This window comes from Polaribacter glomeratus, assembly GCF_002954665.1.
GTDB lineage: Bacteria > Bacteroidota > Bacteroidia > Flavobacteriales > Flavobacteriaceae > Polaribacter > Polaribacter glomeratus.
Map to the genome: position 1 here is coordinate 2,384,845 of NZ_MSCM01000001.1, position 17,380 is coordinate 2,402,224.

General features: G+C 30.6%; 7 protein-coding genes. 2 read left to right on the forward strand and 5 right to left on the reverse strand.

Going from position 1 to position 17,380, the window contains the following annotated elements; translation table 11 throughout:
- Positions 1–16: 16 nt before the first annotated feature.
- The 5 genes from BTO16_RS10095 to BTO16_RS17610 form a co-directional block, all read right to left on the reverse strand.
- Positions 17–1,015, reverse strand: a complete 999-nt coding sequence (locus tag BTO16_RS10095; RefSeq protein ID WP_105021448.1) for a PorP/SprF family type IX secretion system membrane protein — start codon at positions 1,013–1,015, stop codon at positions 17–19.
- Position 1,016: 1 nt separating this feature from the next.
- Positions 1,017–8,864, reverse strand: a complete 7,848-nt coding sequence (locus BTO16_RS10100; protein WP_105021449.1) for a PKD domain-containing protein — start codon at positions 8,862–8,864, stop codon at positions 1,017–1,019.
- A 535-nt stretch (positions 8,865–9,399) separates the two neighbouring features.
- Positions 9,400–10,068: a response regulator gene (locus tag BTO16_RS10105; protein WP_105021450.1), complete on the reverse strand. Its 669-nt coding sequence runs from the start codon at positions 10,066–10,068 to the stop codon at positions 9,400–9,402.
- A 2-nt stretch (positions 10,069–10,070) separates the two neighbouring features.
- Complete coding sequence (locus BTO16_RS10110; protein WP_170064438.1) at positions 10,071–11,759, reverse strand: tetratricopeptide repeat-containing sensor histidine kinase; 1,689 nt, start codon at positions 11,757–11,759, stop codon at positions 10,071–10,073.
- A gap of 153 nt (positions 11,760–11,912) precedes the next feature.
- The gene (locus BTO16_RS17610; RefSeq protein ID WP_170064439.1) at positions 11,913–12,083 is read right to left on the reverse strand and encodes a hypothetical protein; all 171 of its coding nucleotides are present in this window, start codon (positions 12,081–12,083) and stop codon (positions 11,913–11,915) included.
- Between the two features lie 359 nt (positions 12,084–12,442).
- Here BTO16_RS17610 and BTO16_RS10115 point away from each other — a divergent pair, with 359 nt between their 5' ends.
- Both BTO16_RS10115 and BTO16_RS10120 read left to right on the forward strand, forming a co-directional pair.
- Complete coding sequence (locus BTO16_RS10115) at positions 12,443–13,159, forward strand: hypothetical protein (protein WP_105021452.1); 717 nt, start codon at positions 12,443–12,445, stop codon at positions 13,157–13,159.
- A 261-nt stretch (positions 13,160–13,420) separates the two neighbouring features.
- Positions 13,421–16,270, forward strand: a complete 2,850-nt coding sequence (locus tag BTO16_RS10120; RefSeq protein ID WP_105021453.1) for a right-handed parallel beta-helix repeat-containing protein — start codon at positions 13,421–13,423, stop codon at positions 16,268–16,270.
- The last annotated feature ends 1,110 nt before the right edge of the window (positions 16,271–17,380 follow it).

Sequence of the window (17,380 nt, forward strand, 5' to 3'; positions counted from 1 at the left end):
AATAATCTATTTTTATTTAAAAGTAATTTACACATTTATACCTGTCTAAAAGTCTAATATTGATGCTAAAGTCGTACGCTATAGAAAACTCATGAATACCGCCCGTATTTAAAAGTTCGGTAGTATTAAAATCATACGAATATCCAAACCTAAAACCCTGCCACCTTATGCCTGCAAATGTGCTAACAGAATTAAGAATATTACTATTGTTGTCATTTTTTAAAGGTGATGTAGCAGCGGTAATTCCTAAAGAAAACTGGTCATCAAAAATATACTGAAACCCAAGGTCGAACCTGTTAACATTTCCTTGCATCATAAAATTTGACAACACATAAAATTTGCTATAATTAGAAAACCAAGTTCTACTATTTTCTAAAAATGGTAGATAATATTTTGTGTGAACAGAAATAAAAATATCTAATGGAATATTCCCGCTTTCGGTTAAAGAGATGTTCGGTTTGTTTAAATGCCTTAATGTTAGACCAATCCAAGAGTCATCATTATTAAATAAAATAGAAGAACTAAAATCAAAAAAAATTCTTTGAGAACTTAATAAAAGCGGATCTAAAGTAGCTGTATTGATACTATTATTGTTTAGGTTTATTTGATCTTCTAACAAGATATTTTGAAATCCGTAATTTTTCATTCCGAAGCCAGCAGAAATACTAGGTCTAAAAAACCAGGTGTCGCTCATTTGAAAAGCCATTGAATAATTAAAATTAATTTGATTAAAAGTATAGGTAGAAGCCGTTTCTGTTTGGTTTAAAAAGGAAAATCCCAAACCTGTTTTAAAACCCTTTAACCAAGTATCATAATACACAAAACTAGAATTCGTTTTAAAAGCACTATTTCGCCATTGAGATCTGTGAATTGTGCCCATTTTTGGTGCTCTAATTGCTCCTGTAAAAGAGGTGTTTAAAGTTTCTGGAACCAAAAAGTTTTGAGAAAAAATAACATCTTGTGTCATTGTTTGCAAACTCACTAAGAAAAAAAGAATGTATAAATATTGTTTCATCTTATTTAAGGAGTGTTACAGGTGAACTTTTTGTAATTTCTTTTTCATAAAATGTATTTCCTCTTACAACCATTACATAATTTCCGTTTTCAGCTGGTTTGCCATTTATCAAACCATTCCAACCTTTCAAATTAACTCCTTCTTCTTGATAAACTGTTGTTCCCCAAGTATCGTAGATAGTCATTCTTATATTTGTAAAACCTCTATAAGAAGGTCTAATAGTTTCATTGTAACCATCATCATTTGGTGTAAATGCCGTTGGATGTATCAAAGAATATCCTTGGGTAATGGTAATAGTTCGCTCAAAAACTTCTGTACAACCTTGCGTAAATTCAACCGTTAAGACGACATCAAAAGAGCCAACTGAATTATAAGTATGTACAGGGTTTTCTTCGTTAGTGATTGCACTTCCATCTCCAAAATCCCATTTTAAGCTAGTAAAATCGCCAGTAGTAAGATTTGTAAATTGTATTGGATCTTCAATAGATAACAAATTGTACGTGGTTAAAGCAAAAGCATTATATCTAAAATCTGCACTGCCAATTGTAGGCACATTAACGATAAAAGAGTTGCTTTTTTCACAACCTTTTGCATCCGTAATTGTTAAAATATAAGAGCCGTTTTGAGAAGTTGTCATTATTTCGTCATCAGGGCCAGAAACAATTCCGGCAGACCAAGAATAGGTATAAGGTAAAAAACCACCTGCTACTTTTGCTTTATTTTGTTTACTTACTATTTTTAAATCACAATCTGTAAGCGTAGTTTCTTCGAAAGTAATAGTGATTGGTTCTTGTCTAAAAATAGTAAATTGTCTCGAAACTGTGCACCCGTTTGCATCTGTAATTTCTACAGAATAATCTCCTTGAGGTATATTTTTAATATCTTCTGTTGTTTCGTTAGTACTCCATTTAAATGAGTAAGGAGCTGTTCCTCCAGAAGTTTCTAAATCGATACTTCCACTATTTACACGATCACAATCTACAGCGTCTATAACCGTTGTACTTACAGAAATTAAAGGCGGATTTGTAATAATAAAGGTTCTTTCTATAGGACATTGATAGGTGTCACTATCTAAAATAACAACACTATAGGTTCCTGCAGCAAGGTTATTTCTTTGAAGTCCTTCCGAAGAACCATCATTCCATGTTACAGAAAAAGGGGCAATTCCGCCTGATAAATTTAACTTTATAACAGCATCATTTTCTCCATTACAAGAAATAGGAGTTACCACTGGTTCTATAAAAAACACAGGTTCTTCTATTTTTATAGACACTTGTGCTGTACAATTATTTGCATCTGTAATGGTCGCTATATAAATGTTTGCGGATAAATTAGATAATGAAAAACCACTTGCCAAATTACTCCAAGATATTTGATGTGGCGCTTTACCGCCGCTTACTGTTACTTTAATAGTTCCGTCATTTGCTTTATAACAGGTAACATTTGTTTTCTCAAAATTGATTTTAATTTCTGTAGATTGATTTATAATAAAAATTGCGCTAATTGTACAACCCAAATTATCTAAAACAACCACTGTATAAGTGCCCACAAATAAATTAGTAATATTTTTTGAAGTACTTGTAAATCCATTTGGACCAGACCAACTATATAAATAATCGAAAATACCAGGAGAAGTTTCTACTTGAGTTCCACCAGAAACACTAATTTCAATAGCACCAGTTGCATCGCCAAAACATAAAATATCTTGTTTAGAAACCATCTCTATTTTTAAAACTTCAGGTTCTGTAAGTATAAAATTGGTTGCAATTTTGCAGTTGTTTTTATCAACAATTTCTAAAGTATAGGTTCCTGCTGTTAATGTATTCTGATTTTTAGTGTTTGATACAATTCCGTTTCCATCTGTAGTTGACCAATTATAAGTGTACGGCAAAGTTCCGCCAGCAATTGTAACTTCTAGTACGCCATCGTTTCCTTGAAAACAAGAAATATTCTTTTCAATATCTTTCGTAATTGACAAAATATTGGGCTGCGTTACCTCTAGTTCTTCAGTAATAGAAAAGCCTTCTTTGTCTTCAATTCTTAAAGTATAAATTCCTGCGGCTAAATTAGAAATATCAGTATCAGTTGATGAAAACCCGTTAGGTCCAGACCAAGAGACTATGTACTTATTTTCTGTATCAAAAGGAATTCCTCCAATAATATTTGTTGTTATAGAGGCATCATTAGATTCAAAACAACTATTATTTATAACTACAGTATTCGATTCTATACTAGGGTTTACAGTTACTTCTAGTATAAAAGAGTTACCGACACAGTTTGCTGTTGCTGGTGTAATCGTATACCTAACTTTTACGGGTAATGTACTTGTGTTTTCTAAAGCCTGACTTATTTGATCTTGCGAATTTGTTTCTGCGGATGCTCCTAAAATGGATCCAGCTGGATTAAAAGTGGGTAAAGTCCAAGTATATTTTGTTCCTACTGGAATTGTATTTGCTGCAATTGAATTCGGGTTAAAAGTAAAAGTAGCTTTGCTATAAATTGTAATTTGTTCATCATTAATTACAGGAATTTCATTTACAATAACCGCTGCTGTATTTGAAATAATTTGCTGACATCCGCCAGAACTAAAAGAAATTTTTACATAATAATATATAGTGCCAACTGCATCTGATGATGGTTGATAAAAAGCATTCGTTTCGCCTGTTATTAAATTTCCGCCTGTTGTAGAATCCGAAGAATTCGAAAACCATTGATACGTTGCAGCTCCTGTTCCGTTTTGATATTCAACCTCTAAAAGTGTCGCTGTTTCTTCTAAACAAATTTCAGAAGCTTTTGGCTGTGTACTAAAAGTAGGAGCTTTGTTTATTTTTAATTCTGAAACAGCACTTGTAATTGTACAGCCAGATTCTGGTTGAGAAACAAGCACATAATAATAAAATGCACCAACAGTTGTTGTTGGCGGTGTAAATGTATCCGAAGTTTCATTAATAAGTAAAGTTCCACCAGTATTAGAACTACTTGTATTAGAAAACCATTGGTAATTTTTTACAGTTAAGGTACCTTTAGATACACTAACAGTTAGGTCTAAAGGTAGCGCTCCTTCGCATAATTCTTGTGATGCAATTGGTTGCGCATCAATAACCGGATCAGAAACAACCTCAATTTTATAAACATCACTTGTTGCTAAATTACAGCCATTACCATCTAAAAAAACTTCTACATAATAATAAAAAGTACCTGCATCAGAAAACATGTTTGGTGTATACTTCGCGTTTACGGCACCGTCAATTTTGGATCCTCCAATATTAGTTTCAATTGCACTTTTATACCATTGATAAGTTGCGTTTCCTGCTCCGCCAGTATAAGTAACTCCCATTTGGTCTGCAATTCCGCCTTCACAAATTACTTGATTTAAGGCTGTTGAATTGATCCTTAATTGTTCATTTACAATAACACTTGCTGAATTTGATTTAATGATAGAACATCCGCCAGAAGAAAAAGAAATTTCTGCGTAATAGTAAGTTTCTCCAACAGTATTTGTTGGTGGATTATGCGTTGCATTAGTAGCATTAGGAATAGGATTGCCACTAGTAACATTATTATCTGCATTCGAAAACCATTGATAAATTGCAGTTCCTGTTCCGTTTTGATAAGCTACTTCTAAACGAGTTGCCGAGCCATCTAAACAAATTTCAGACGATGATGGCTGTGTTGTTATTACAGGAGCTTCATTTATTTTTAATTCTGAAACATCACTAATTACACTACAACCAGATGCGGCTTGAGAAACAATTACATAATAATAAAAAGTACCAACAGTTGTTGTTGGCGGTGTAAAAGTATCCGAAGTTTCATTGATAAGTAAAGTTCCACTAGTATTAGAACTACTTGTATTAGAAAACCATTGGTAATTTTTTACAGTTGCTGTTCCTTCGGATGCACTAACTGTTAAGTCTACAGGTAGCGCTCCTTGACATAATTCTTGCGATGCAATTGGTTGTGAATCAATAACTGGATCTTTAAATACATTAATTTCAAAAACATCACTTAATGCGGAAGTACATCCATCACCGTCTAAATAAATTTCTGCGTAATAATAAAAATCGCCCGTAGTTGTAAATACATTTGGTGTAAATTTTGAAGCTGTTTGCCCAGTAATTAATGTGCCACCTGTGTTAGAATTTAATCCGTTTAAAAACCATTGATAGCTTACAGTTCCTGTTCCTCCGGTAAAGGTAACTTCCATCTCATCAGCTGTTCCATCTACACAAATTGCCTGTGGCGGTGCAACAGGATTTACGATAACCTGCGGAACAACATTTACTTTAGCCGTCTCAGAAAAAATTTGAGAACACCCACCTGTGTCAAAAGAAATTTCTGCGTAATAATATATAATTCCAACGTTATCTGTTGGCGGATTATAGGTTGCATCGGTTGCATTTGTAATTTTGTTTCCTCCAGAATTGGTGTTATTTACATTCGAAAACCACTGAAAAGCAGGAATTCCTGTTCCGTTTTCATAGGTAACTTGTAAACTAGTTGCCGATCCGCCTACACAAATTTCAGAAGCTATTGGCTGTTTCGTAAAAGTTGGAGCTTCATTTATTTTCAATTCAGAAACAGCACTAATTACTTTACAACCAGATGCTGCTTGTGAAACCACAACATAATAATAAAAAGTACCTACGGCTAGAGTTGGTGGTGAAAACGTATTCGAAGTTTCACCAAAAATTAAAGTTCCACCTGTTGTAGTGCTTGACGTGCTTGAAAACCATTGATATAATTTATCAGCAGTTATTGCTACTGTAGCACTAACAATTAAATCTGCAGGTAAGGCACCTTGACATAATTCTTGAAATGCAATTGGTTGAGAATCAATAACTGGATCTGAAACTACTTCAATTTGATAAACGTTACTTGTTGCCGATGCACAACCATTACCCTCTACTGAAACTTCTACATAATAGTAAAAAATTCCTGTATTTAAAAATGGGTCTGGCAGATAAATAGCATTTGTAGCACTTTCAATTTTAGCGCCACCAACATTTGTATTAGTTGTATTTAAAAACCATTGATAAGAAGGAGTTCCTGATCCATTTGTATAAGTAACTTCCATTTCATTTGCAGTTCCGCCAACACAAATTATTTGACTAGTAGCAACAGAATTAATAGTTAACTGTTCATTTACATTAACACTTGCTGTATTTGATTTAATGATAGAACATCCGCCAGAAGAAAAAGAAATTTCTGCATAGTAGTAAGTTATTCCAACAGTATTTGATGGTGGATTGTAGTTTGCACTAGTAGCACTAAGAATAGGGTTTCCAGTAGTAACATTATTATCTGCATTCGAAAACCATTGATACGCAGGTGTTCCTGTTCCGTATTCATATTCCACCACTAACTCGGTTGGCGTGCCGTTTAAACAAATATCCGAAGAAATTGGTTGTTTAGAAACTATAGAAGCTGGGTTTACCGTAATAATGAATTCAACTGTGTCTCCTTCGCAAGTTTCTAATTTAGGAATCACTGTATATTTTAGTGTACCTACTACATTACTATTATTAATTAAAACTTGAGCAGGTATTTTGGTTGCTGTTCCGTTAGCAATAAAACCAGTAATATTTGCACTTGCAGTTGCTGACCAAGAATATGTAGTATTTGCTTTGTTTGATGTTAAAGAAATTTCATTAGTAGCTTGATTTGAACAAATTTCTTGTAATAGCGCTGTATTTGTGATGATCGGTTTCTCAAAAACCTCAAAAGTTTGAGTTGCTGCAGTTGATGGCGAACACTCGCTTGTTACCTCTAGTGAAATTGTATGCGTGCCAGGGCTTGTAAACTCAATATTTCCTGGGTCTAAGGATGTTGAAGTTGCAGGATTACCACCAATAAAAGTCCATTTGTAAGTAATATTAGAATTCGTTGATGCGCAATTTTCTACCTTTGCTATTGGGTTTATCGTCACTGCACCACAAGAATCAGAAATTGGATCTATACTTACCGTTGGTGGTTTCTTAACATGTATAATTTTTGTAACTTTTTTTACACCACAACTAGTTATTACATTTTGTGTGAGCGTATATTTTCCTGAATTATTAAAAATAAATTCTGGATTTTCGGAAGTATTTTTTGTGCCATTTACAAACTCCCAATCTTTGGCATCGCCGCAATTACCAGAAGTATAATCAACTTCCCAATCATAATTTGCTGTGCTGCATAATTGGCTTTCATCGGTAGAATTAGTAATATTTACATTTAAAGGAATACAACCTTCATCGGTATTTACAGTAAAACTTGGTATAAGTTCTGGTTCTATGCAAATTTCTTTTTCAAAAAAGACATCACCACAACGAGCGCTTGGTATTGTTAATCTAACAATATAAGTTCCTGGATTAGTATAGGTATGCGATTGATTGGTAACTGTCTCTGTAGAATATGTAGTTTCTGTTACACCGTCTCCAAAATCCCAAATAAAATCAACTGCGTTAGAGCATCCAACCCCATCGCCAATAGTTGATTTGTTTTTGAATAATATACTTTTATCAACACATGAAAAATCTACAGATTCAAATAAAGAAATTGACGTATCTAGCACAGTGATACCACCGGCAGATAATGGCGTAAAGCCGCAGGCGTTTTGTATTCTTAATTTTGCAATATATTGACCATCTACTTGAGAGCAACTTCCTTTTGTGTAGGAATGTGGTACCGGAAATTTATTATATTCTGGGTTTGTTGGATCTGCATAAGGTGATGCTTCTAATTGGGCTTGAGTATAAGTTATTATTGGAGTTCCGTCTCCAAAATCCCATATATATTTTGTGTCTAATGTATTTTCTATCCAGCCAGTAATTTTAAAATTTAATTCGTTTGTAGGTACACATAAGTTAGATGTATTTCCAGGACTTTCTATACCTCCTTTAGGATTTGTAACATTTATAACTTCGTAAGAAACTGAATTTAAACAGCTATTGCTTGCTTCCGCAGAAATTGTCATTATAAATACACCTAAAGTAGTGTAGGTGTGATTTGCTGGAAATGTTACAGAGGTTGAAGTGGTTCCATCGCCCCAATTTACAGAATAAGAATTTGCACAAGTAGCATTAGAAATTTTTTGGACTGTTACTTCATAATTAGGATTTGTTGAAGAAGCATTTTCGCAATTACTAAAAACGGTCAATCCTGTATTAAAATCTCTAAACCTCATATCCAGTTTTGACAAAACAGAAATAGGCTTAGTTAAAGAAGTAGAACATCCATTTTCTCCTTTTACCAAAAGTTTTACTTGAAAAACTTCGCTTCCGCAACCAATACTTTCAAATATATGACTAGGATTTTTCTCTTCAGAAGTGGTTCCGTCTCCAAAATCCCACTCATAAGTAAGCGCACCGTTACCGCTCAAATCAGACTTAAATGCAACCATAGTGCCAGAACAAGCATTATCATCAAAAGTAAAATCTACTGTAGGTGGCGCATATACTTTTACACTAACTTCTTGATTTAAAACCACCATAGAATCTAAAGTACTATCTTTTACATTTGTTAGTTTATATGTAAAGTCTCCAATTATTGCTCCGTTAAAAGTAATATCTATACTGTTTCCTGATGTGGTGATAACTTCCTCGGAACTGCCGTTATTTATTTGATAAGTAAACGTGTATGGCGCAATACCATTTGCTCCTTCAAAAGTAATAGTTACAGACTCATCTTTACAAACAGCAGTGTTGCTTGCAGAAATAGTTGCTGTTGGTTCTACAACAAAATTAAATAATGTGTTATTTTTATAATTAGAATAGGTGTTTAGTAGTAAACCACCAATAAGAAAAAAAGTTAAATAATTAATTTTATTCTTAAAATTAAAGGACAGGGCTGTTTTAAATTTCATTTTAATTTAAATAGCATACGGTCAAAAAAAAATTAATTTTGAGCTGGAATGCTTTTTTTTGGGGGTTATTAATTTCCTTTTTCTTTTCAAATATAGTAAAATGTAGTTGGTAAACTGTACATTTTTTTTAATTCATTCGCTTTTTAAAACAAAATAACTTCAAATAAAATAATTTAGTTTTTTTGTCATGTCCCCCAACAAGAGTAAAACTGAAAATTATAATAAATGAAGTTAAGCCTTATTTTTTATTATTAGGTAGAAATATTAATGAACTAATGCCAAAAGTAAATATTAGAAATAACAAAACCTTACGGGATTCCGTAAGGCCTTGAAATAAACACTCTTTTTGCATAATATTATTTAAAAAAATTATTTCTAATTACTTTTGAACGTGTTTAAGACAAAAATTCATCGGTCTTCTTTAGTAATTGATTTAATAAACCAATCTTATAATTATCTATAAGTCAAAAATAAATCCTTTAAACAAAAAAAGACTACGGGTTTCCGTAGTCTCATCGATTTTTTAAAATTATTTTTAAATCAGTCCAAAGTCTTTAGCAATGGCGACCAAATGCGTAGGATTGTTAGCGTTAAAATGTTCTTTTAAAAATTTTAATCTTTTTTCTACGGCACTAACACTAGAAGGAGTAACCCCTTTTTCTTTTAATTTTTTACTGATATCTTCTTGAAGAAAACCATAAGATAAATTTAAAATCAAAAAAATATCATAATCTGTTATTTCCACCGCTTTTTTAGGATGGATAGCACTATTTAAATCTGGCGAAATATAAAATTGGTCTGTAAAAAAAACAGCATGAATGGCTTTTTTAAGTTCTTTTAATCCGTTTCTGTTTTTCCAAACATAGCCTTGTATTTTTAAGTTTTTATAGAGATGCTGAATTCTAAATGGTTTGTCTTCGACTGAAAAAACAATAATTTTTAAATCAGAAAACTTTTTTCTTAATTTATTAATTAATTCTTCGCCTGATTTTAATTTTTGCGGAGTTCCGTCTTTTTCAAAAGACAAATCAGAAATTACTAACTGAAATGGTTCGTTATTTATATCTGCTTTTTTAATTTTATAATACGCTTCATCACAATACGAAACATACTCTATTTGTTCTATTCCTATTTCTTCTAAAGCACTTTTAATACCGCTATGAATAACATCGAAATCTTCAACAACTAAAACTTTTTTGAACATTTTTATTTTTTAAAATTGAAAGTAACCTGTAGACCTTTATCAGATTTGTTTTCAAAATTAATTGTTCCGTTGATACTTTTTATACGGGTTTCCATATTTTGGAGACCATTTTTTAAAATAATTGCATTTTCTTTAAATCCTACACCATTATCAATGTACTTCATTTCTATAGTATTGTTTGTTTTTTTGCAAGATAAAACCACTAAACTAGCTTTACTATGCTTTTTCATATTTACAAACAGTTCATTAAAAACTCTATAAACTACAATTTGTTTTTCTTTGTTTAATTTACTTAAATTTATTGACGCTAGGTCTTTTAGCATAATTTTACATTCATCAGAATTATAATTCGCTACTAATGCTCTAAAATAAGCTTCAAAATTTTCGCCAGTTTCAATAGAATCATTTTCATGAGAAATAGATCGCGTTTGCAAATAGATCTTGTCTAAATCGTTTACAATTTCTTCTATTTTAAATTTAGGGTTTAAAACTTTTGTAATTGCATTATAAATATCATTTCCTAATTCGTCATGCAATCTTTTGGCAATCCTTGTTTCGGTATTATATTTCTCTTGTAAAATTCTTTTTTTATGTTGTTGCTTTCTTCTGTAAACTATAAATAACAAAACAGCTATAAATACAATGCCTAAAATTAAAAGATTTTTCTTTTGATTATTTTCTTCTAGCGCAATTAATTTACTTTCAGCTGCAAGTGTTTTAAATTTTAGCTTTTGCTTCTCCTCTTCTTCATAATTGTATTTAATTTTAGCAAACTTATATTGTCTTTTAGTTTCTACTATTTGTAAACTATCTCTTAAAAAAATACTTTCTTTATAGTATTTAATCGCTTTTTGGGGTGTTTGTAGAATAACAACTTTGTCTATAGCTTCTAACAAGCCATTTAGTGCCATTTCTTTTTTTGCCATTTCATACATTTTAATGGCATAAAAGAGTGATTTAACCTTATCTTTCTCTTTAAAGTAATCTGATAAATTTCCGTAAGAAGCAATTAAACCAAAATAATCATTTTCCTTTTCTCTTATTGATGCCGCTTGTAAAAAATCTTGTAAAAAATTCTCTTTTGAGTTATTTAACATTTTAATATGCGCCAAATTATCTAAAACCCTCGCTTTTGTTCGTTTATAAATTTCTGTTTCTTTTAACAAATCTTCAAAAATTAAAATTGCTTTTGGGTAATTTTTTAATTCTTTATAAACATTGGCAATATTATTTTTATAAATATTTATACCGGTTTTATTCTTACTGATTTTTATGGCAGCTTCGTAATAAGAAATAGCATCATCATATAAAAACTGTTTTTTAGAATTAATTCCTAGGCAATTATAGGTTGCTGCAATATAATTTACATTTCTACCATTTAAATATTTTAAGGTTAGCACGGCCAATGAATCACTTTCCGCATAACTTCCAAAATCTGATTCTATTATACTAAGTTGAAATAAGGTTTTACCCAATTGCAAGCTATCTTTTCTTTGAAGAAATAACTTTTTAGATTTATTGTAATAATAAAAAGCACTGTCTTTAACATTTAATTTTCTTTGAAATTGTGCTATGTTATAATAGGATTCTGCTTCTTGCCCTTCATTATTGTTTTTCAATGCCTCTATAAGCATTTTTCTAGCGTATATTAACGCTGTGGTATTCTCCTGTTTCTTAGCATAGTAATTCATTTTTTTAAACATACTATCAAAGGAAACTTTGGCAATTTCTTTTTGAAATGAAAAAACAGCAGTGTGTATACAAAGTATCACAAAAAAGAGGAACAAATTTTTGATTTTCATTCCTCTAAAATAGTATAAATGCTGATTTAAAAAAATTTAATTTTACCCATCATTAGCTGTTTCACCAGGATCTGAATCTTGCCCATCTTGACCGTCTGTTGTTAGTATTTCATTTTTTATAGGTTCAAGTTCTTCATTTTCGTCTAAATCTGTACAAGATATAAAAACACTGTTTGCAAGTAGTATTGCGAATATTAAAAATAGTTTTTTCATGATTCTTCTTTTAAAAATTTAACAATAGTGTTGCTGTCCAAATTTTTACATTTAGTTTTAATAAGTGTTAGCAACACATAAAAATTTAAAAGAGTCGCGCGCCTCTTTTGTGGGAAATTGCAGCATGAAATAGCTCTGTAAATCTTTTTTCCCAATTCAAAAAAAAACGTCGCTACTTGATACTATGCTTTAGAAATAATTCTTTTTTCTTTTTTTTGAGAATTAATTCTGATGCAAAGATTTGCCGAGAAGCCTGTTTTTGAATGGAAAATGAATGGAAAAGAGTTAGAAATGATTTTCTATTGGGTTAGAATCTATTATCTAAATTATTTTAACTTTGAAAAAAACAAAAAAATGCAATGTTAAAAGAATTATTTTCAAAGCTGTTTGAAAAACTAAAAACAGAAAAAAAGAACAATAGCAAATCAAAATCAGGATGTTTTATTTTTTTTGAAACAACTATTTTGGAGGAAAAATATAATAAAGTAAACTTTGTAACCTCAAGATCTCTTACAAATTACTACAATAAATATGTTGAAGGGTTAGAAAATACAGCTGGTGAGCCTAATCGAGAATTAAAAGATTTGATCTCTAATTATCTTGGATATAATAGTTACACCAGTTTTGAAAATGCACATCTAAAGCCTGAAAATGAGTTGTTTCTTAAAAATAGAAATACATCAGTTATTACAAAAAATAAAATTTTGAAGATTATTTTGACTGTAACAATTGCGTTAGCTAGCCTTTATTTAGTGAATGCCATTTTTTCATCCGAAGAAAACTGCATTATTTGGAAAGAAAATCATTTTGAAAAATCTTCATGCGCTGTAAAAAACTCAATTGACAACTCTTTCTATAAAGTTAATATTATCGATTTTAAAAAAACTATAGTTCACGAAAAGACACTCTTTTTTAATAATGGAAGTTCATTAATTTGGTATGGAAAATCGCTTAACGGAAAAATGGACTTCTTTACACATAGAGGAATTCACCCAGTAACACTCAAAGAATTAAAACCGATAACCGCATATATTATCAAAAAATATGTTTTACCCATTGCGACTAAGCAGCAATAATTAGTACATTTATGCTTTAAATAAACCTACATCAAAGACTTTTAAAAATCAATTGCTTTATACTGTTTTGTAACTGTTTGCAAAAATATTTCTAAACACTCATTTTTTTCTTTAAAATAGGCGTGTATCTTCTTATTTACCGTTTCAATTAATTAAATATGTAATTTAAATTATAAGTGCAACAGCTAAATTTAAAACACTTTATATAAATTAAGAATAATTTTATACCTTTATGCCTGTAATTTAGATCTATATACCCCCATGAAAGATATTTATTTATGTATTCTTGCCTTATGTTTTAGTTTATTTTCTTATACTCAAAACCAAAACATTACTATTGATAATAGTTTTCCTTACCATGTAAACGAGCAAACTTTAGGCCGTGCAACTATTGGTGGCGATACTATATTTGTTTCTGCTACAAGAACGAATCCTTTACGTTTTCAATTTACAAATGGCGATAGTAATAAGCCACTTGTAATTATTAATAAAGGCGGTCAAGTAAAGATAGATAGTAAAAACGTCTATACTTGGGGAGCTATAACTTTTGAAAGTTGCAAATACATTAAAATTAGTGGTGCAGGACATCCAAATTATAAATACGGATTTGAACTAGCTGCGGATGAATGTGGTTTGGCATTTGCCGATTTAAGTTCTGATTGTGAGGCCGAATTTATAAAAATTAGTCATGATGGTTTTTTTGGCATCATGGCCAAAAAGAATTATGATGGCAATCCTCCTGTACCCTATCCAGTTTTTGAAAATTTAATAATTCACGATTGTTTTATAGAAAATGTATCCGAAGGCATGTATTTAGGTGAAACTAAATCGCCAGGAATGGAGTTTAAACACGTTAAAATCTACAATAATATTGTTCGAAACACTTTAAGAGAATCGATACAAATTGCCAATATGGTTGAAGATGTCGAAATTTACAACAATACGCTTTTAAACGCAGGACTGGCTAACATTACATATCAAACTAGTATACTTCAAATTGGGGATAACTCTGTTGCAAATGTTTACAACAATATTCTTATAAAAGCACCTTCAACGGGCATTGCTGTATATGGCAAAGGTGATTGTACATTTACCAATAATTATTTGGCTTCGAATTTAGGAATCTTTGTAGATAACCGAACTATAAGCGATAGTGCGGCTTCTATGAAAATAGAACAAAATTATTTTAATGGAATCAATGGAAATCAAGTAGTAAAAAACTACAACGAAATTAATTATGTAACTGTGCAAGACAATAAATATAATACAGATATTACATTTTTTCTAAACCAATCTGGCAACTCGAATAACTTTACTGCTGCAAATAATGCGTTAACAAGTATTGCCGAAATTGAATTTAAAGATTCTGCTACTAATGATTATTCGCTTGCAAGCACAAATCCTATAGAATATCAAAATATGGGCGCACCTGGCGGACCAGAATATTTTGATCCGGTTCCTAAAAAAATCAGAATTAAACCAGAAATGATTACAGATTTAGTTCAAGGTGGTAGTGTAAATTCACCCTTGTTTTTATTTGATGAACAAAATTTAAACATCGAAACTAATGATCACGCTATAAGTAATTCTTGGAAACCAGATTATACAATGAATAAAACTTCGTATCATGCCGTTATCGATTTAGGACAGGACTATTATATTTCCGAAATAAATTTACATGATATGCATAATACATTCAATTTTACTCTTGAATATGGTAATGCATCTAATTGGTCTTCACTATTTATAGATCCTTGTAATACGTTTAATACTTGGAGTAAAAATGAAACGGATATTACTACAAGATTCTTAAGAGTTTCTATGTATCAAGATGTTTTTGCCGCAGTTAACGAAATTATAATATACGGATATCCCGTTGTTAAAAAATCGAAACAAATAGTCGTAACACCAAGTATGGTGGAGGATCTTGTTCCGGGGGGAAGCTTAAACTCCCCTTTGTTTTTGTTTGATGAACAAAACTTGAACTTGGAAACTGAACATGCAACAAGTAACTCTTGGAAACCCTATTATAACAATGCAAATGCACCCTATTATGTGGTTATAGATTTAGGACAGGAATATCATATTTCTGAAATAAACCTTCATGACATGAATGATAAAAATAATTTTACAATAGCGTATGGATACCCAGAAAATTGGTCTACTCTATTTGTCGATTCTTTAAATATGTTTAAAGTTTGGAATAAGCATATTACAAATATCTCTACTCGTTATTTACGTTTATCAATGCAAGATAGCCCTTATGCAGCTGTTAATGAAATAATTATATATGGATATCCTGTTATTTCAGTATTAGAAATTGAGGAAGAAGTTATAGTCGAAGAAGAAGTTACCGCCAACGAACATATAATTATAACCTCAAATATGATTACAGATCTTGTAGCGGGTGGTAGTATTCAATCGCCATTATTCTTGTTTGATGAACAAAATTTAGATTTCCTATCAAATAGTCATGCGACAAGTAGCTCTTGGAAACCAGCTTATACAATGATCAAACCTTCGTATCATGTCCTTATCGATTTAGGACAAGAATATCATATTTCCGAAATAAATTTACATGATATGCATGATACAAAAGATTTTACGGTAGCATATGGTAATGTTTCAAATTGGACTACTTTATTTGTAGATCCGTGTGAAACCTTTAACACATGGAGCAAGAACACAACAGCTGTTACAACCAGATACCTCAGGTTTTCAATGTATCAAAGTGTTAATGCTTCGGTTAACGAGGTATTTATTTTCGGGTATCCTATAACAGTAAATTCAGCTAAATCTAATAAAAATAAAAAAACTGAAACTAAAAAATCCAATGAAATTTTATTAGATTCTAGCAATTTTGAATCTTACCCCAATCCTATAAAACAAAAATTTAATATAAGGTTCCCTCTTAAAATGCTGGGAAGAAATAAATTAATAATTTCAGATATCTTAGGTAAAATATATTTCAGTAAAGAGGTGCTAATTAATAGTAAAAACACCACTCTTATATTAGACAATACTCAGTTACCAAAAACAAACGGTATATATACATTGTCTATATTAAATGAATCTGGCCAGCTAAAATTTTTAAAATTCATTAAGAATTAAAAAGAATAAAATAATAACCTATTTATAATAATATAGACCTTTTTAAATAGGAGGTTAAATTTTTAAAAACATTAAATTTAAAGTTATAGTTTTGAATTGGTTAAGTAGTATTACAAATTTATTTTAGGATAATTAAAATATTCTGAGCGTGCCCATTTTAAATAAACTCCATATAAATAACAAGAAATTTAGATTAAAAATGGTCAGGCTATTCATTACAAGTCCGCGTTCGTACCTAACTGTGGGCTTTTCATTACTATCCTTCACGCAAAATTCTTAGTAACCTCAAACATTCTAGAATCAAAAAGATAAATTTATACTTGATAATAATTAAATAATTATACACTATTAATTAGCAAGAATAATAGGGTATCAATACAAAAGGTTGGGGATAAAATAAAAAGAGAAATTTGATTATTAAAATAGCTACTAATTATAGAGGCCTCAATTGAAATTTTTATTACCTTAAATTCTTGTTGATGATTTAAACTCGACTATAAACAGATTAAACAAAGAAAACTTTATTTCTGCTTTAATGAATTAAATACTATTTTTAGAAAAATTTAAAACGATATGCTAAGATCCAAAGACTACTTTCCATAGTCTAAAGTTCTATATTTACCTATACATGGGTCGTAAGAAAATTTTTCTTCATATTACAAGACGGCTTTAGTAGAATAAAACTTTCAAGGAAATAGACGTAAGAGATTTTCAATTAAAAGCAAAGGATACTATAGTTAATAGTGAATTTGCTGCTTTTATTTAAAGATAATAATATTTAAATGATTTTTAACCTAAGGAGTCAAAAGTCACATGCTAAAGAATGATTTTGTTTTATAATAGTGGTGAATATATTTCCATAGAAGAAAGTGATAAAAGAAACCTTAGAAATGGATAGGAATATGGGCTTAATTGTTAGAAAAAAATTATTTCCTGAAGCTATTCAGGTTATCTATGGATTCCATTTGTAAATTAGCTTTATATGCACAAAAAGATTTTAGAATTAAATACCATTAAAACTTATTAGATAAAGAAAATGATGCAATAGAACAACCTAGAGACAACTATTTAAAGTATTTACCTGAACTACTGCCAAATTAAGGGATCAAC

Coding starts and splice junctions, on each gene's coding strand:
- BTO16_RS10095 (WP_105021448.1), bottom strand. CDS start 1,015: ATGAAACAATATTTATACATTCTTTTTTTCTTAGTGAGTTTGCAAACA.
- BTO16_RS10100 (WP_105021449.1), bottom strand. CDS start 8,864: ATGAAATTTAAAACAGCCCTGTCCTTTAATTTTAAGAATAAAATTAAT.
- BTO16_RS10105 (WP_105021450.1), bottom strand. CDS start 10,068: ATGTTCAAAAAAGTTTTAGTTGTTGAAGATTTCGATGTTATTCATAGC.
- BTO16_RS10110 (WP_170064438.1), bottom strand. CDS start 11,759: ATGAATTACTATGCTAAGAAACAGGAGAATACCACAGCGTTAATATAC.
- BTO16_RS17610 (WP_170064439.1), bottom strand. CDS start 12,083: ATGAAAAAACTATTTTTAATATTCGCAATACTACTTGCAAACAGTGTT.
- BTO16_RS10115 (WP_105021452.1), top strand. CDS start 12,443: ATGTTAAAAGAATTATTTTCAAAGCTGTTTGAAAAACTAAAAACAGAA.
- BTO16_RS10120 (WP_105021453.1), top strand. CDS start 13,421: ATGAAAGATATTTATTTATGTATTCTTGCCTTATGTTTTAGTTTATTT.